This is a genomic window from Desulfarculaceae bacterium (assembly GCA_020444545.1).
Classification (GTDB): Bacteria; Desulfobacterota; Desulfarculia; order Desulfarculales; family Desulfarculaceae; genus Desulfoferula.
On the sequence record JAHLKT010000002.1, the window covers coordinates 495819 to 511396 of the forward strand.

General features: G+C 58.5%; 8 protein-coding genes. 3 read left to right on the forward strand and 5 right to left on the reverse strand.

Annotated features, from left to right (window positions below):
• Positions 1–83 precede the first annotated feature (83 nt).
• The gene (locus KQH53_06725) at positions 84–731 is read right to left on the reverse strand and encodes a nitroreductase (GenBank protein MCB2226357.1); all 648 of its coding nucleotides are present in this window, start codon (positions 729–731) and stop codon (positions 84–86) included.
• 646 nt (positions 732–1377) lie between these two features.
• On the opposite strand from KQH53_06725, the gene KQH53_06730 reads away from it, so the two are divergent.
• The 3 genes from KQH53_06730 (at position 1378) to KQH53_06740 (ending at position 4919) form a co-directional block, all read left to right on the forward strand.
• On the forward strand, positions 1378–3060 hold the full coding sequence (locus tag KQH53_06730; GenBank protein MCB2226358.1) for a 4Fe-4S dicluster domain-containing protein: 1683 nt from the start codon (positions 1378–1380) through the stop codon (positions 3058–3060).
• Positions 3057–4025 (forward strand): CoB--CoM heterodisulfide reductase iron-sulfur subunit B family protein, encoded by a 969-nt coding sequence (locus KQH53_06735; protein MCB2226359.1) that lies wholly within the window; start codon positions 3057–3059, stop codon positions 4023–4025. The genes KQH53_06730 and KQH53_06735 overlap by 4 nt, the downstream gene beginning before the upstream one ends.
• Positions 4026–4331: 306 nt before the next feature.
• A complete protein-coding gene (locus KQH53_06740; GenBank protein ID MCB2226360.1) occupies positions 4332–4919 on the forward strand; it encodes a hypothetical protein in 588 nt (195 codons plus the stop codon).
• A 40-nt stretch (positions 4920–4959) separates the two neighbouring features.
• Here KQH53_06740 and KQH53_06745 read toward each other — a convergent pair whose 3' ends face one another.
• From KQH53_06745 to KQH53_06760, 4 genes are all read right to left on the reverse strand, one after another.
• The gene (locus KQH53_06745) at positions 4960–5709 is read right to left on the reverse strand and encodes a hypothetical protein (protein MCB2226361.1); all 750 of its coding nucleotides are present in this window, start codon (positions 5707–5709) and stop codon (positions 4960–4962) included.
• Between the two features lie 807 nt (positions 5710–6516).
• Entirely contained in the window at positions 6517–9741 is a 3225-nt protein-coding gene (locus KQH53_06750) for a response regulator (protein MCB2226362.1), read from the reverse strand.
• A 470-nt stretch (positions 9742–10211) separates the two neighbouring features.
• Positions 10212–11330 (reverse strand): two-component system response regulator, encoded by a 1119-nt coding sequence (locus KQH53_06755; GenBank protein ID MCB2226363.1) that lies wholly within the window; start codon positions 11328–11330, stop codon positions 10212–10214.
• Between the two features lie 5 nt (positions 11331–11335).
• Entirely contained in the window at positions 11336–14533 is a 3198-nt protein-coding gene (locus KQH53_06760) for a response regulator (protein ID MCB2226364.1), read from the reverse strand.
• Between the last annotated feature and the right edge of the window lie 1045 nt (positions 14534–15578).

A 15578-nucleotide genomic window follows, 5' to 3' on the forward strand; every position in this document is an offset into this window, starting at 1 on the left:
CGACTCCCTCGGAAATGACCAAGGCCCCCGATATCGGGGGCCTTTTTTATTGGGGCGAGGCGTTGGCTCCCCAGTCGCGGGCCTCAATACCAGCGCACCACCTCGTCCAGCTCCGCGCGCGGCGAGCGCATGCGGTTGATGGGGTTGTCCGGGTCCGCGTGTCCCAGGGCCACGGCCAGGACCACCCGCCTATTCTGGTCTATGTTCAGGAAATCCTTGATAACGTCGCCGTAAGAGGTGATCAGGCCTATGGGGCAGGTGGCCAGCCCCTCCTCGGCCGCGGCCAGGAGCAGCCAGCCCAGGGCAAAGCCCAGGTCCAGGGCCCGCTCGGCGGGGAAGGCTCCGTCCAGGGTGCCTACCACCACGGCGGGCGCGCCGTAAAAATTCAGCGATCCCGTGTTGATGAAGTCCCGCCCCAGGCCGGCCTCCTGCATGAGCGGGGCCATGAGCCGCCCCAACTCGGCCTGGCGCTGGCCGTAGACCTCGTCCAGGGGCGCGGTGTTGTCCGGCTTGCAGGAAAAGCCCCGCTCGCCGAAGGCGCGGGTGAGCTTCTTGCCCAGGCGGGGAACCTCATCGTCCATGACCACGGTGAACTGCCAGGGTTGCAGATTGATGGCGCTGGGCGCGAGGCGGGTCAGGTCCATGATTCGCTCCAGGACCTCGCGGGGCACCGGCTGGCCGGTGAAGGCGCGGCAGGAAGAGCGGCTGGTGATGGCTTGGGAAACGTGCATGGCGTGCCTCCGAATGAGTGCTGGCATGGTTTTAACACAGCCGGGGCCCGGCAGGAAGGGCCCTGTGCGGGGCGGTGCGCCACGGCACCGGCATTTCAACCTTGCAAAACACAATTACAACTTGCAACAAATGGTTTCCTGTTATATATACGCCCATTCAGAAACGTAGGGATTCAAAACGATAAAATAACAAAAATTGATCGAAATTAATTCGCTATATTGATTAGAAAAATAACAATAGTAACACCCACGGAGATTGTGAAGTCCGGCCCTATTACATACATTCCGATAAGTATGATAATGATTTTGTGAAAAAGGGATTTGGAAATGAAAATTGCAAGATAGAAAAATGGTAGTTGTGGAGTAGGAATTAAAATCGGCCAGACCGGGCATCTCGCTGGACGAGACGGGGGATTAGGCTATATCATAGTAATATTATCGTTAAAATTAGCTATAATAAGGTGGGTGTAATAACCTTGAAATGGCATCGAAAAGCAATGATTGACAAGATGGAATAAGAGTGTATTTTGAACATAGTTTAATTAGAAATGGGTAATTAGCGGTCAAAACGGGGCGTTGGCCGAAGGAGCCGCCGTGGGTGGCGGCAATATAGCAAAATTCACATAACAGCAAGAGATCGTTGCCGATGTTCTTTCAACTCAGCTTACTGATCGCCTTGGTATTATGCGTCGCCGGGTTGGCCTACAAGGTTTGGACCTGGCTCAGCGTTTCCGTTTCCGCCACCGAGAAGGAGGCCGGCTACTCACCCGGCCAACGCGCCTCGGCCGTGCTGGGCGGGCTGGTCCGCGCGGTGTTCAGCCGCAAGATATGGGCCATGCTGAGAGCCTTGATCCTGGACGGCCTGTTGCAGGCGCGCTCCCTCAAGCACAGCGTCCTGGCCTGGGCGGCCCACATCCTGGTTTTCAGCGGCTTCACCGGCCTTTTGCTATTGCACGCCTTGGGCACCCAGATCACCGACAATTTGTTCCGCAACTATTACCCAACCGTGGACCCATGGTTGTGGCTGCGCGACGCAATGGGCGTCATGGTCATGGTGGGGGTGTGCATCATCATTGCCCGCCGCATCTTGGTGCCCGGGCTGCGCATGACCACCCAGCGCGCCGACCGGCTGGCCATCATTCTTTTGGCCGTGATCATGCTCTCGGGCTTCGGGTTGCAGGCGGTGAAAATCACCTCGGCCCATGAATACCAGCGCATGGTCGAGGAATACTCCATGGTGGAGTCGCCGGAGGAAAAGCTGGCCCTGCGCTCGGTGTGGGCGGCGGATTACGGCGTGGTCTTCCCGGCCGGGCAGACCAGCACCGAGCCCGAGGTCCTGGAGTTGGGCCGCGAGCTCAACCAGGACTCCTGTGTTGAGTGCCACGCCCCGGCGCAGCACGCCTTCGCTTCCTACGGCCTTTCGCGCATCATCGCACCCGTGGCCCTGGCCCTGGACCGGGCCAACATGCCCCAGATCCTTTACTACATCCACTTCCTGGCCTGCTTCCTGGGCCTGGCCATTCTGCCCTTCACCAAATTCCTGCACATGCTCACCGCTCCGCTGCTGATGGGTTTCAACGCGGTGGTGGGCCGGGCGGAAATGGACCCGGCGGCCAAGGCCTTCTACCGGGCCCTGGAGCTGGACGCCTGCACCCACTGCGGCACCTGCTCGGTGCATTGCTCGGTGGCCCCGGCGGTGCGCGTAATACCCAACCAGACCATCCTGCCTTCGGAGAAGCTGGCCGCCCTGGGCGGATTGGTTCGCGCCTCCAACGGCAACGGGCCCGACCCGGCCACGGTGCGCCAGGGCGCCTACGTGTGCACCGACTGCGGTCGCTGCACCCGCCTGTGCCCGGTGGGCATAAACCTGCGGGATCTCTGGGCCGCGCTCAAGGAGGACCTGGAGTGCAAGGGCCTGGGCAAGCCCCTGCCCGAAATGGCCTCCGCCGCCTGGCAGGCTGCCGAGGATAGCCGCCAACAGGCCCAGGTTAAGGTGGACACCCGCGCCCTGCGCAAGACCCTGGGCTACTCGGCCCAGGGAGCCAACTTCTCGGAGTGCTACTCCTGTAAGACCTGCACCAACGCCTGCCCCCTGGTGTTCCGCAGCGAGCACCCGGCCGACGAGCTGGACCTGTTGCCCCATCAGGTGATCTTTAGCGTGGCCGTGGGCATGAAGGAAGAGGCCATGGGCTCGCGCATGGTGTGGAACTGTCTCACCTGCTATCAGTGCCAGGAGGCTTGCCCCAACCTGGTGCCCATCACCGACATCTTCTATGAACTGCGCAACATGGCCGCCAAAGAGGCCCGTGAGAGAGAGGCCGGAGCATGAGCAGCTACGCCCTTTTCGTGGGATGCCAGATACCCGAGTGCGCCCCCCAGTATGAGACCAGCGCCCGCAAGGTGCTCAAGGCGCTGAACTTCGAGGTGACGGACCTGGAGTTCAACTGTTGCGGCTACCCCATGCGCGACACCAGCTTCGAGTCCTTCCTGGTGGCCTCGGCCCGCAACCTGGCCCTGGCCGAGTCCCAAGGCAAGAACCTCATGGTCCTGTGCAAATGCTGCCTGGGCACTCTCAAGGCGGCCCAGAACTTCCTGGCCCAGCACCAGAACCTGCGCGCCCTGGTCAACGACATCCTGGGGCGCGAGGGCCTGGTCTACAGCGGCTCGGCCCAGGTGAAGCACCTGCAAAGCGTGCTGCACGATGACCTGGGCGTGGAGAAGATCGCCGATCAGGTGGAGCGGCCCTTCAGCGGGCTCAAGGTGGCGGCCTTCTATGGCTGCCACGCCCTCAGGCCCAGCCGGGTCACCAACTTCGACAACCCATACGAGCCGCACCTCATCGACGACCTGCTCAAGGCCGTGGGCATCGAGAGCGTGCCCTGGGAGGGCCGCATCAAGTGCTGCGGCGCGCCCCTGCGCGACAAGAACCCCGAGCTGTCCCTGGAGACGGTGCAAAAGCGCATCGCCGAGAGCAGCAAGGCCGAAGCCCAGGTCTTGGGCGTGGACTGCCCCCACACCTTCAAGCAGATCCAATGGGCCTTCGAGACCCTGGGAGGGGAGGGCATGGGCAGCCTGCGGGGCATCGCCGTGTATCCCCAGCTCCTGGGCCTGGCCCTGGGCCTGGACCCCAAAGCCCTGGGCCTGGACGACAACCGCCCCCGCTCGGGCTGCGTGGCCAACTTCCTGGCCGCCGAGCATCCCATCGAGCCCAAGGAGGAGCCCAAGCCCAAGGCCAAGGCAAAGCCCAAGGCCAAGAAGGAAGATGGCGGCGAAAAGGCCAAAGACGCGGTTTAGGGATGACTTGATGTGTTAGATTAAATGCTTGGATATAATATTTAAGGCCATTAATAAGCAAAAAAAGATAATTTAGCTGAATTATTGTTAAAGATCGTAAACAACGGTGATGCCCTGATTCCGGGCGTCGCCGTTGCCTTTTGGGGGAAACGGTTTTTAGCAGCCGTCGACCGGATATGAACCGGCACGGGGCGCGCCTCTTCCCCGCCGATCCCCAAGCCAGCTCGTATTTACACTATCATCTGCATTCGCTTGCCCTATAATGGATTTGACCGCAAGTACCGACTGAATGCCCAAGGAGCCCCCATGCCCCGCCATCGCATTATCCCCGCCGTCTTGGCTCTGACTCTGGCCCTCGGCTTGGCCCTCTCGGGCAGCCCCGCCAGGGCCGCCACTAAAAAACAGATCAAGGAGGCCCGGGCCGAGATCCGCAAGATGTCCCAGGACACCCTGACGAGGCTGTACAAGCTGCGCCCCTCGTCCAAAAAGGCCATGGACAAGTGCGCGGGCTACGCGGTGTTCAGCAACTTCGGTACCAAGCTCCTGTTTTTCGGCGGGGGCAAGGGCGAGGGCGTGGCCGTCGACAAGAAGACCAAGCGAGAGGTCTTCATGCGCATGTTGGAGGCGCAGGCCGGCTTCGGCATCGGGGTTAAGAAATTCAGCGTGGTGATCTTCTTTGACCGCCAGGCGGATTTGCGGCGCTTCGTGGACCAGGGCTGGGAGTTCGGCGGCCAGACCTCGGCCGCCCTGAGGATGGAGGACGAGGGCGCGGGCTATGCCGGGGCCATCTCGGTCTCTCCCGGGGTGTGGATGTACCAGATGACCGACCAGGGCGTGTCCATGGAAGCCACGGGCAAGGCCACCAAGTATTACAAGGACAAGGACCTCAACTGAGGCGTCCATCCTTGCGCTAAAAATGAATCGGGCGCTCGCCTTAATGGCCAGCGCCCGATTTCGGTTCTATGTGTGGTGCCGTCGGCCGGATTTGAACCGGCGTGGGGCATAATATTTTTAGATAGTTAGTCGGATTCTGCCAGACGGCTGTCAGACCGACGCAGCTTATTGGCGGTCTCATAGATGCGCCTGCTGGGCTCGGCCTTGTACTGCATGTAGCGCTCAAAGGCCGCGTTGGTTGCGTGCATGGTCCCGCTTTCGCGGAGCTCATCGCGGGTGAAAATGGCCCCCAGGGCCGAGGCGGCGCGGCGCCGGTCCGGGCCAAATGCCGGAAGAAGGGCAAATCAGGAAACGGGGTGGGCAGGCCGCGATAGAGTTCTATGTCCTCATCCAGCATTGGGATCAGCTTGGGCTTTTTCTCTTTAGGCTTGATGACCACGAAAAAGCCGTTGACGTCGATGTCCCGCTCCCTGAGGTTCCTCATCTCGCCAGGCCTGATGGCCACGTAGGTGGCCAGCCATTTGATGCCCAGCCATATGCGGGGGTTGCGTTTCCAGGTTAGCTCCTCCACGGTTTCCAGGATTCGGGCCTGGAGCTTCAAGTCAATGATGTTGCGCCAGCCGAGCTCGAAGCTGACTTTAGGCATCCTTGGAACTGGGATGTCTTTCTCGCGGAGATTTAGCCACTTGAAAAAGCCCAGCAGATGCGAGCGCATGTTGTGGCGGGTCTTATCGCCCACCTTCTGGGCCAGCAGGAAGTCCTCTATTTGGGCATACTGGATTTCCTTCACGTTGGTCTGGCCCCAGGTGGCCACCGCCTTGTTGATGGTGCGCTCCAGGTCCCGGAGCGAGTTGGCCTTGACCTCGGCGGCCTTGACCCTGAGCCATTGACTGGCCTGGGTTTCAAAGCCGAGGGGTGCCCCTGCTTATAATCGCGGGGGTCAAACAGCCCCCGATCCTCATCACAGCGCAGGGTGTTAAGGAAACGGGAGGCGGCGCCGTAGTTCCTGAACCTACGCTCGATCTCCCGCCCGAATTGGACCCGGAGCCGGTTGGCCTGTACCTCCGGGTGCTCTGGGCAGCAGACGGATTGACGCCGGTCGTTATGCTGGAGGATTTGGCCGCACAGGGGACACCTTTGGGAGGTGTAGATATTACCCTTCATGGACATGGGCTTGTCCGTGAAGGGTGGCAGTCGGCCTCTGGCTTTGGTGGAGCAGAGTCTGCCCAAGCCCGGGAGTCCCCAGGGTGGGCGGAGCGGACGTTAGCGGGGACAGGGCTGCAAGCTCCAAAGCGAGTTTGTCAAGCAATCAATTCACAGCAGGGCACTTCGGCAAGGTGTCCCCTAAGGATCGAGTCTGGCAAGACACACTAATAGGCAGGTTGAATTGCTCGATTGATGGGCGCAATTATTGATAGCAGAACCAGGGCTAACTTTTATGGCGAAATAGCAATGTTTGATCTAGCCGACACCATTCAATGCCTAGCAACCTGAGCTTAATCATCAAGTATAAAGGCTTCTCCTTTTTCCAAAAAAACTATGATTCAAACATTCGTTGAAAGGCCGACATGTAAATACAACTAGTAACCAGGAATATTTATTTATCCAGAACCGACCAGATTTTAGCAAAAAGCTCCTGCCGTTTTACCGGCTTGATAAGGAATGAGGTCGCCCCCAGAGAGGCGATCTCACCCAAGTTGGTATCATGAGAATAACCCGTGGCTATGATTATCTTCACTTCGGGATCTAAAAGCTTCATCTCTTGTAGGCAGCGCTTCCCCCCGATGCCGGGCATGCTCAGGTCCAATAACACCAAGTCGATTTCTTCCCTTTTGCTGTAGAAAATATTTAGCGCCTGCTCCCCGCTGGTCGCAGTCAGGGCCTTATAGCCCTCTGACTCCAGCCTGTGGGAGGTGATCTCCAGAAGAGCCTGCTCATCATCCACGACCAATATGGTTTCACCCCTTCCTTTGGCCGAAGGGGCGGGGTCAACCGTTGCCGTGGGGCCAGCCTCTTGAGCCGGCTTCAAATAGATGTTGAAGGTCGTCCCTTGGCCAAGATTGCTGTCACAGGTCAAGAAACCGCCAAATGATTTGACAGCGCCAAACACGGTGGAGAGGCCCAGGCCCGTACCCTTCCCCACTTCCTTGGTGGTGTAGAAGGGATCGAATATGCGGCTCATGTGATCAGGGTCTATCCCCTCGCCGGTGTCGGCCACACTGAGCACCACGAAATCACCGGAAAATTCCCGGGACCAAATTAGGCAGTTCAGGCCATTCACGTGTGCAAAGCCGGTGGATATGGTCAGCCTACCCCCATCTGGCATAGCATCACGGGCATTGGTGCAAAGGTTCATCAACACTTGTTCTATTTGCGGCTGATCACCCAGGCCGGAGGGGATGTCATCATTTAGTTGCATGTTGACTTCGATCATCTTGGGTAAGGTCTGTTCGAGCAGATGACCGACGTTGAGCACCGCCGCGTTGATGTCGGTTGGTTTGATTTTGTATTCAGCCTGCCGACTGAACATCATTATTCGGCGGACAATGTCCCGCCCCCGCTCGCTGCTATCCATGATGCTCTGTAGAGCTTCTGTATTCGCGGTTCCCTCCTTGGCGTCTTCCAGCGCCATCTCGGACATGCCCATGATGACCGCCAAAATATTGTTGAAATCATGGGCAATGCCGCCCGCCAAAGTGCCGATGGCTTCCATTTTCTGGGATTGCCTGAGGCGGTTCTCCATATCGTGTTTTTGGGTGACATCACGGGCGATCACCAGCCCCTGGGTCACCTTTCCCTGGTCGTCGCGTATGGGCACTCCCAGGTTTTCGTAAATGGTGTCCCGCAATTTCACCTCATAGGTGACAATCTCCCCCGTCAAGATTTTTTGATGCTCGGAGTCTATTACCGTGGCCACTTCTTCGGGGAAAAGTTCCCGGGGGCTTTTGCCCTCGAACTGATGGGGGTCCATTCCCGAAGCGTGGATGGCCTGCCCATCAGCGAAAACAAAGCGCCCCTGTGCCTCGAACAGAAACAGAGCCCCGTCCGGGAAGTTCTCGGCCATGGCGCGGTAACGGGCCTCGCTCAGGCGCAGGGCCTCTTCGGCCCGCTTGCGCTCGGTTATATCGGTGAAGGTTCCCAGGAGGGAGGGGCCCATTTCACTGGTCCCCTGAACCAGCCTTCCCCGGACCAGGAACCAGTGGGTTTCCTTTTGGCTGTCGTACAAGGGCATCTCAAAGACCGCGCTGTCCTGGTCACCGTGGGCCAGGGCTTGCCAGTGTTCCCTGATTCTGCTTTGGTCGGAGCCGGGGCATATTTCCAAGAGGTCTGCGAGGGCCGAGAATTGTTTTGAGGAGGGATAGCCCAGGATTTCCCGGATGCTTTCGTCGATGTTCAGTTCCTGTCCGCTGGGCATAAAGCTCCAGGCCCCCACCCGGCCGGCCTCGGTGGCCCATCGGTAACGGCGCTCCGCCTCCAAGAGGGAATCCCGCTGGCGAGTGGTCTGCCCCAGAAACTCCAGGCGTTTCTTGTCCATATAAAACAGGCTGATGGTCAGGATCAGGTAAACCACCATGTAGCGCAGGCCGAACTTGGAAAAATAAACCGAGACGAAATTGCCCATGAGATAACTGGCCGTGACCGACACGAGCAAAAACAGCAGGGAGAGGGCAAAACCCACCTTGGGGCCAAAGGCCAGGAGGCAAACCAGGGGGATGGTCAGGGCCCAGAGGATGGTGCCCGAGGCCAATTCATAGGTCAGAAAGTAGACGCAAAGGACCCACAGGAGCCCCACGAAGATTATGACCGCCAGTTTGAACAATAGTTTGGTCAGGCTCGGCGAGGTGATGTTGCTGAGCAGAACGGCGAAAAGGATGATGGTTGCCAGGCACAGGACATCCATGGTGCCGGTAAAGTACCAACCGACACTGAAATTGTTGGCAATGAAATAGGTGAAGGTGGGGATGAGGACCACGGTCAGGGCCCGCACCACATGCACCTGGAAGCGCAGATCGATGAATTTGCCCGAGACTTCTATGGGCTTGCTTTCAGGCAACCGGTAGCGGAACACCGCGAAAAGGGTGAGCAGGGCGGGGATGAAAAAGGAGGCCGCCGTGGGGTCCGGCAGCCCTCGATGATATAGAGCCACGTGGTAGTAGGCCACGAAAAAGACCGGGGCGCTCAGGCCGGCCAGGATGAGCAAAATTTCCTTTCTCTCTTGGGCCGGGTTATGGAGCAGGGAATCTACAAGCACTACCAGGGAAAAGCAGATCACCAAAAAAGGATAGGCCAGGTAGACCACCCAAAATACCGGGTTGAGGGTTAAGCGTATCGTTGAGCTGTGCTCAGCCGCTTGCTGAAGAACGAACAGGAGGTGGTGGTGCTGATTGGTCCAGGCCAGCGCGGCGGCGATCAGGGGAACCACTAAGAACCAGGCTATATATCGCCTGTTGAGCAGCCAGGACCAGCGGGAATAGCTCAGGGCCTGCATGGCAAATGCGGATGGTATGACCGCGATGCCGGTGAGGCCGATTTTGGCCCAAAAAATTTTAGCGCCCAGGCCCGGCACCTTGAGCATTAGGCCGTAGCCCAGGGCCCAGACACACAGGGACGTCATGAGGACGATGAGGCTTTTTACGGACCAGAATTCCCGGAAGCGGATCAGTTGAATCGCGGCGGTCAGGCAAAGGGAGGCGCTGACCAGGGTAAGAATCCAGGCGTGGCTAAGCCAAAAAATCATCGGTTTTGGGCTGTGAGGTGGGAAGGCGAGCTGCGGGGGAGTGTCCACAAATTGATTAGGAGCATGGCAACCCCGTTGTTGCATGTGCCAAGCGAGGCTCCGCGTTGGCCAATAACCAGGACGTCTAAGCCATGGCTACAGTCACCTGGCCGCCCACCTTGTGTACTTCATATCTCGCATAAGGCATGCTAGCCCGAATCGTCTATATTGGTCAATGATATATAGTTAGTTATAATGACATTTATCGTTTTTCATCGGCGGTTAATATTCTTCTGCAGGGGCAGGACGGTCACTGGGGGGAGGACGCGGCGGCTCAGACATCAGAAGTTTTTGGTAAAAGCCTAGGCAAGCTTAACTCAGACCTGATAAATGAGTTACAGGGAGGACAAACAAACTTAATCTTGGGCCCCCTTTCATCAATGAAGCATTTAGCCGACTACCTTAGCCGGGACCGATGGCCCGTAATTCAAAGCAGGAGATGCCACTTTCCATCGAGTAGGTTCCTGATCGTTTTCCGCAGGTCAGCGACCTTGTAGGATGTTGGAATTCTGCCATCAGCCATCCTCACCCGAGGCCGGTGGTGGGGACATCTCCGCAGATAAAGCCTCGCCGCCATCGCTATATTTTTCCTTTATGGCGAGTATCTCATCCTTTGCCTGGAAAAAAGCGTCCACCACTTCCGGGTCGAAATGAGTCCCACGCCCCTCCCTAATGATCCCAAACGATTTATCCAAAGTAAACGCATCCTTATAGGGCCGCTTAATGGTGAGAGCATCGAACACGTCGCAAATGGCCGCGATGCGCCCTACCAAAGGGATTTGCTTGCCTTTGAAGCCATGGGGGTAGCCGGTGCCGTCCCAATGCTCGTGGTGGGTCAAAGCGACGATTTCGGCCAGCATGAGGTAGCCCGTCTTCGCCCCGGAGAGAATTTTCCCACCGATGGTGGTGTGGGTCTTCATCACCACCCACTCCTCATCGCTAAGCGGGCCGGGCTTGAGCAGAATTTTGTCGTCTATGCCGATCTTGCCCACGTCGTGCATGGGCGCGGCGTAGAGGACCGATTGGGCTACCTTGTCGCCAAGCCCCATTTGGCGGGCCACGGCAGCGCTGTAGTAGCTCATGCGCAGAATGTGATCACCGGTGTCCTCGTCTCTGTATTCCGCCGCCCGGGCCAGGCGCGTGATGGTGTCCAGGGAGGCTTGGTGGAGCTTGTTCAGGGTCAGGCGTAACCCCTCGGTGCGCTCGGTTACCCTCCTTTCGAGGATCTCGTTATGTTGCTCCAGCTCCCTGCTGGCCAGCAGCAGGGAAAAATGGGTCTTGACCCGGGCCAGGACGATGGCGGGGCTGAAGGGCTTGCTGATGTAGTCCACCGCCCCCAGTTCCAAGCCTTTGGTTTCGTCGACCACCTCGGTCATGGCGGTGATGAAGATGACAGGGATGGCTTCGGTGGCGGTGTCGGCCTTGAGTCGGCGACAGACCTCGTAGCCGTCCATGCCCGGCATCATGATGTCCAGCAAGATTATGTCCGGCCGGTTCTCGGCCACCGCCTGCAAGGCGGATTCGCCGTCCATGGCCACCGCCACCTCATAGTCGTCACCGAGGGTTTCCAGCAAGATGTCTACGTTGGTCTTGATATCGTCCACCACCAGGACGCTGCCTTTGAGTTCCCTCATCGCTTTTACCCCTTCCCGCTGTTTGGGAGCAGGGTATCCAGCAAGGCCAGAGCCGCCATGAATTCGTAGTTGCTCACCAGTTTGCCCAGGTCTGATATCTTCAGTGAAAATTCCGGGGTCCAATTCAGAAGGGAAATTTTTTCGAAAGCCTCATTGCTGGTCTTGGGCTTGCGGGTCTTGAGCGCCGCGGCCAGTTCCTCCAGCGCCCCGGCATGCTCCTGGGGGCTGCCCTCCTGGCCATTGGCCTGTTTGGCGGCGGGGTCGCCGGCCGCGCCCAGCACCTCCAAGGCCTCCACCAATGGCCCCAGCAGCTGGGCCAGCTCTTCCAGCAGTGGGGGGTAACTCTCTGCCCGGCCTTCCTTCAGGGCCGACTCCACGGCCGCAGCCGCCGCCTGCAATCCAACCGCTCCCACGTTGCCGGCCACGCCCTTGATGCTGTGGGCCAGGCGCTGCGCCTCCTGCTTGCGGCCAGCCTCGATATGCCCGGCCAACTCCGCCGGGGCCTTCGCGTAGCCCTCCCGCAGTTCGATCAGCAAGCTTCGGTAGAGTTCGCGGTTGCCGCCCACCCGGTTGAGACCTTCGGCAAGGTCAATCCCGGCGATGGCCTCAGGCAACTCCGCGCCCGGCGGGGCCGGGCCGGCTGGAGTTGCGGCAGCGGCGTCCTGGGGGATCTCGGGGGCGAAGCCCCTGGTTCCCGGCTTAATCCAGCGGATCAGGGAGGCAAAGAGAAGGGCCGGATCTATGGGCTTGGGCACGTGGTCGTTCATGCCCGCCGCAAGGGCCTTCTCCCGATCCCCGTCCATGGCGTTGGCGGTCATGGCGATGATGGGCAGGTCGTCGAAGCGGTTGTCCTTACGGATGGCCTGGCTGGCGGCATAGCCGTCCATCACCGGCATCTGCACGTCCATAAGCACGGCATGGTAGTTTTCCCTTTCAAGCGCATCCAACGCCTGTTGGCCGTCGGCCGCTGTCTCCACCACCAGCCCGACCGACTCCAGAATCTCCTGGGCCACCTGCCGGTTGATCTCGTTGTCCTCCACCAGGAGCACCCGCGCTCCTTGGATGGAGTCGAGCCCTTCCATCTGCTCCTGTTTAATCTCCACATCCCGGCCCACCACCTCCTTGCCTAAGGCGGCCATTATGGCTTCCAGCAGCAACGAAGGGCCCACCGGTTTGAGGATGAAACCGTCCAGACCACTCTGTTCAGCCGCCTGCATGGTTTCCTCGCTGCCGTCGGCGGTGACCATGATGATGGCCGGTGTATTGGCCAGGTCCAGCTCGTTCTTTATGCTACGCGCGGCGGTGAGACCGTCCATGTCCGGCATACGCCGGTCCATGAGCACCAGGCCGAAGGGCTGCTTGTCCTTATCCGCCGCCTGGATTGCGCCTAGGGCTTCGGCCCCGGTGGTGGCCTGGTGGGGCTCCATGAACATGGGCAGGAGCATGGCCTGCAATACTTTTAGGCTGGTGGGGTTGTCGTCCACCACCAGCACCTTGAGCCCGCTGAGGTCGTGATGGGGTGATAATGCGCGCCCGGGTTTGGACTGGCCCAGGCTCAAGCGGGCAGTGAACATAAATTGGCTGCCCACGCCCTCCTCGCTCTCCATCCAAATCTCTCCCCCCATCATCTCCACCAGACGCTTGCAGATGGTCAGTCCCAGGCCAGTGCCGCCGTACTTGCGTGTGGTGGAGTTGTCGGCCTGGCTGAAGGCCTTGAAGAGACGTCCCATCTGTTCCTCGGTCATGCCGATGCCGGTGTCGCGCACACTGAAACGCACCAGAACCTGGTTTTCTTCTCTTTTCTCCAAGTGGGCTGATATGACGACCTCGCCCTTCTCGGTGAACTTGATCGCATTGTTGGTGAGATTGGTCAGCACCTGGCTCAGGCGCAGAGAGTCGCCCTTCAGTTCGTCGGGCAGCAGCGGGTCCACGTCGAAGATTAATTCCAGCTCCTTTTCCTGCACCTTGCCTCCCAACAGTGCGGCCACCTTTTGCAGGACCTCATCCAGCGAGAAGTCGATGGCCTCCAGGGCCAGCATGCCGGCCTCGATCTTGGAAAAGTCCAGGATGTCGCTGATGATGCCCAACAGGGTCTTGGCGCTGGACTGGATCTTGTCCAGGTAGCCCCGCTGCTTGGGGTTCAAGCCGTTCTTCAAGGCCAAGTAGCAGAACCCGATGATGGCGTTAATGGGGGTGCGGATTTCATGGCTCATGTTGGAAAGAAAATCCGACTTCGAGGCGTTGGCTTTTTCCGCTACGACCTTGGCGCTCTCCAGCTCGATGTTCTTGTCCCGCAGAGCCTGATCCAAAAGCTTGCGCTCCGTTATATCGCGGGCGGCGGCGAATACGCCCTGCAACATCCTATTCCGGTCGTAAAAAGTGGTCGCATTGTAGGACACTACGGTTTCCTTGCCGGACCTGCTATGCGCGGTCAGCTCGTAATCGGTGACCTTGCCTTGAGCTAGCACCTGCTTAATACCCGCCTCGGCCATTTCGGGATCGGTAAAGTAGTTCTTGAACGGCGCCCCAATCAGCTCATCGCGCGTACAACCGGTAAGTGCCTCCGTCTGTTTATTGACGTCGGTGATGATTCCTTGCGGGTCGGTGGTCATAAGTGCATCGATATTTGATTCGATGAGAGACCGCGTATAGAACTGCTGGTCACGGAAGCGCTGATCGATCTTCATCCGCTCCTCTTCCGCCTTCTTGCGCGCGGTGTTATCGGTGCCGATCAACAGATAGCCAATAATTTTGTCCTGCTCGTCGCGCAGGGCCGTGACGGATACCCTCGCGGGGAAACGGCTTTCATCTTTACGGATATAGGTCAGCTCGTAGATGTCTTCGATTTCGCGCGAGGCCTTGAACACCAAGGCTTCAAAACCGGGCGCAATGGTGGTGCCCAGATCAACGCTTAGCGAGGTGGCCCGCGCGATGATTTCCTGGGGATCGGAGATATCGGCCGGCGTGCGCTTGTTGATCATTTCGGAGGCCGAGTATCCCAGCATGCGCTCGGCGCCAACGTTGAAAATTTGGATGATGCCCTTGGCATCGGTGGCGATGCTGGAAAAGTTGGCGCTGTTCAAAATCGCCTTTTGCAAAGCCTCCGCATTAAGAAGCACTTGTTCTTGTCGGGCTTCGGTAGGGTTGTCCCCCTCGACGGGAATCTCCTCGTTAGCACCAGAACCTGGATGTTTATTCGGCATGGCTCTCCCCGTTCAACGCAAACCGACCTAGGTCAGCGAGCGTTTCATATCCATTTGGGTCAGGGCCAAACCGCAGGCGATGTGCGCGTGGCTTTGGCCATTTCCATGGCAGAGATGGCGTTCAAATGTTTGGTACCTTGGTCTGCGCTCTAACTCTCAACGCCGCCTTAAAAACCACGGATGTGACGCTCTGCGGAGCGCGGCTATAGGGTTATGGCAATTCCGCCAGGGCTGGACCAATGCCATGCTGAACAGGTCGTCGCCGCCGCATGCAGGGCGGATAAGGAGGGGCAAGGATAGGCCCGAAGGAAGCTTCAGGCGTGGCTGGCGAGGGCAATGTCGAGTCGAGGGCCAGCCAACGCTGAGCCCCATCAGGATTAAGGAATTGGGCTTGTCCTCTTATATAATTATATTATTCGCCTTGCTCTGCTTGCGGTCAAGCACTGGTACGCCTTGAACCGGCGAAGATGAGTTTTCGGAACAGCGGTTTAGGATGGCGGCACCACTGGGACGACAAACGGAATTTCATGGGAGGCAAGGTAGGCGGGACAAGTTTCAGGCGCAAGAGCTCATGCGAAAGTCAAACATGTGCTAAGCAACCTTCACTGGGGGGCGAGTAAGCAGAGTAGCCTCTTGCATGAACAAGATTGAACAGAATCCGTTGCGTGAGGGCCTTTTAGAAAATTCGTACCCATGGGCCGAACCATGGATTATTGAAAAAGGGGTTCCCCCCTCCCCAATTGGTCTCGGGTGAGACTTCCATGATGTATAGGGCATCGGCCACCATAATTAAGTATCACAGTGCGGAGTAAAGCTTCTTCCCGGTATTGCAGAGATTTTTCAACTTGGATGCCTAAAGGTAAGCGGGGGGCAAGCAGTGGGAGTTTATTCGTCCCCATCACTTGCTGCGGGTGGCAGTTTAGTCACACCGAGCTCGGCTAGGCGCTGCTTGATGGCCTCCATGTGCTCCCCGAGCTTTCGCTTCCGCTCGCTCGCCTGCTCGTAGGCCCCGAGTGCTGCTTGCCTGGTGCAGCTTAACCTGTTG

Excerpts from the sequence above, each read along its gene's own strand:
- KQH53_06725 (MCB2226357.1), bottom strand. The coding sequence starts at position 731 with ATGCACGTTTCCCAAGCCATCACCAGCCGCTCTTCCTGCCGCGCCTTC.
- KQH53_06730 (MCB2226358.1), top strand. The coding sequence starts at position 1,378 with ATGTTCTTTCAACTCAGCTTACTGATCGCCTTGGTATTATGCGTCGCC.
- KQH53_06735 (MCB2226359.1), top strand. The coding sequence starts at position 3,057 with ATGAGCAGCTACGCCCTTTTCGTGGGATGCCAGATACCCGAGTGCGCC.
- KQH53_06740 (MCB2226360.1), top strand. The coding sequence starts at position 4,332 with ATGCCCCGCCATCGCATTATCCCCGCCGTCTTGGCTCTGACTCTGGCC.
- KQH53_06750 (MCB2226362.1), bottom strand. The coding sequence starts at position 9,741 with ATGCAACAACGGGGTTGCCATGCTCCTAATCAATTTGTGGACACTCCC.
- KQH53_06755 (MCB2226363.1), bottom strand. The coding sequence starts at position 11,330 with ATGAGGGAACTCAAAGGCAGCGTCCTGGTGGTGGACGATATCAAGACC.
- KQH53_06760 (MCB2226364.1), bottom strand. The coding sequence starts at position 14,533 with ATGCCGAATAAACATCCAGGTTCTGGTGCTAACGAGGAGATTCCCGTC.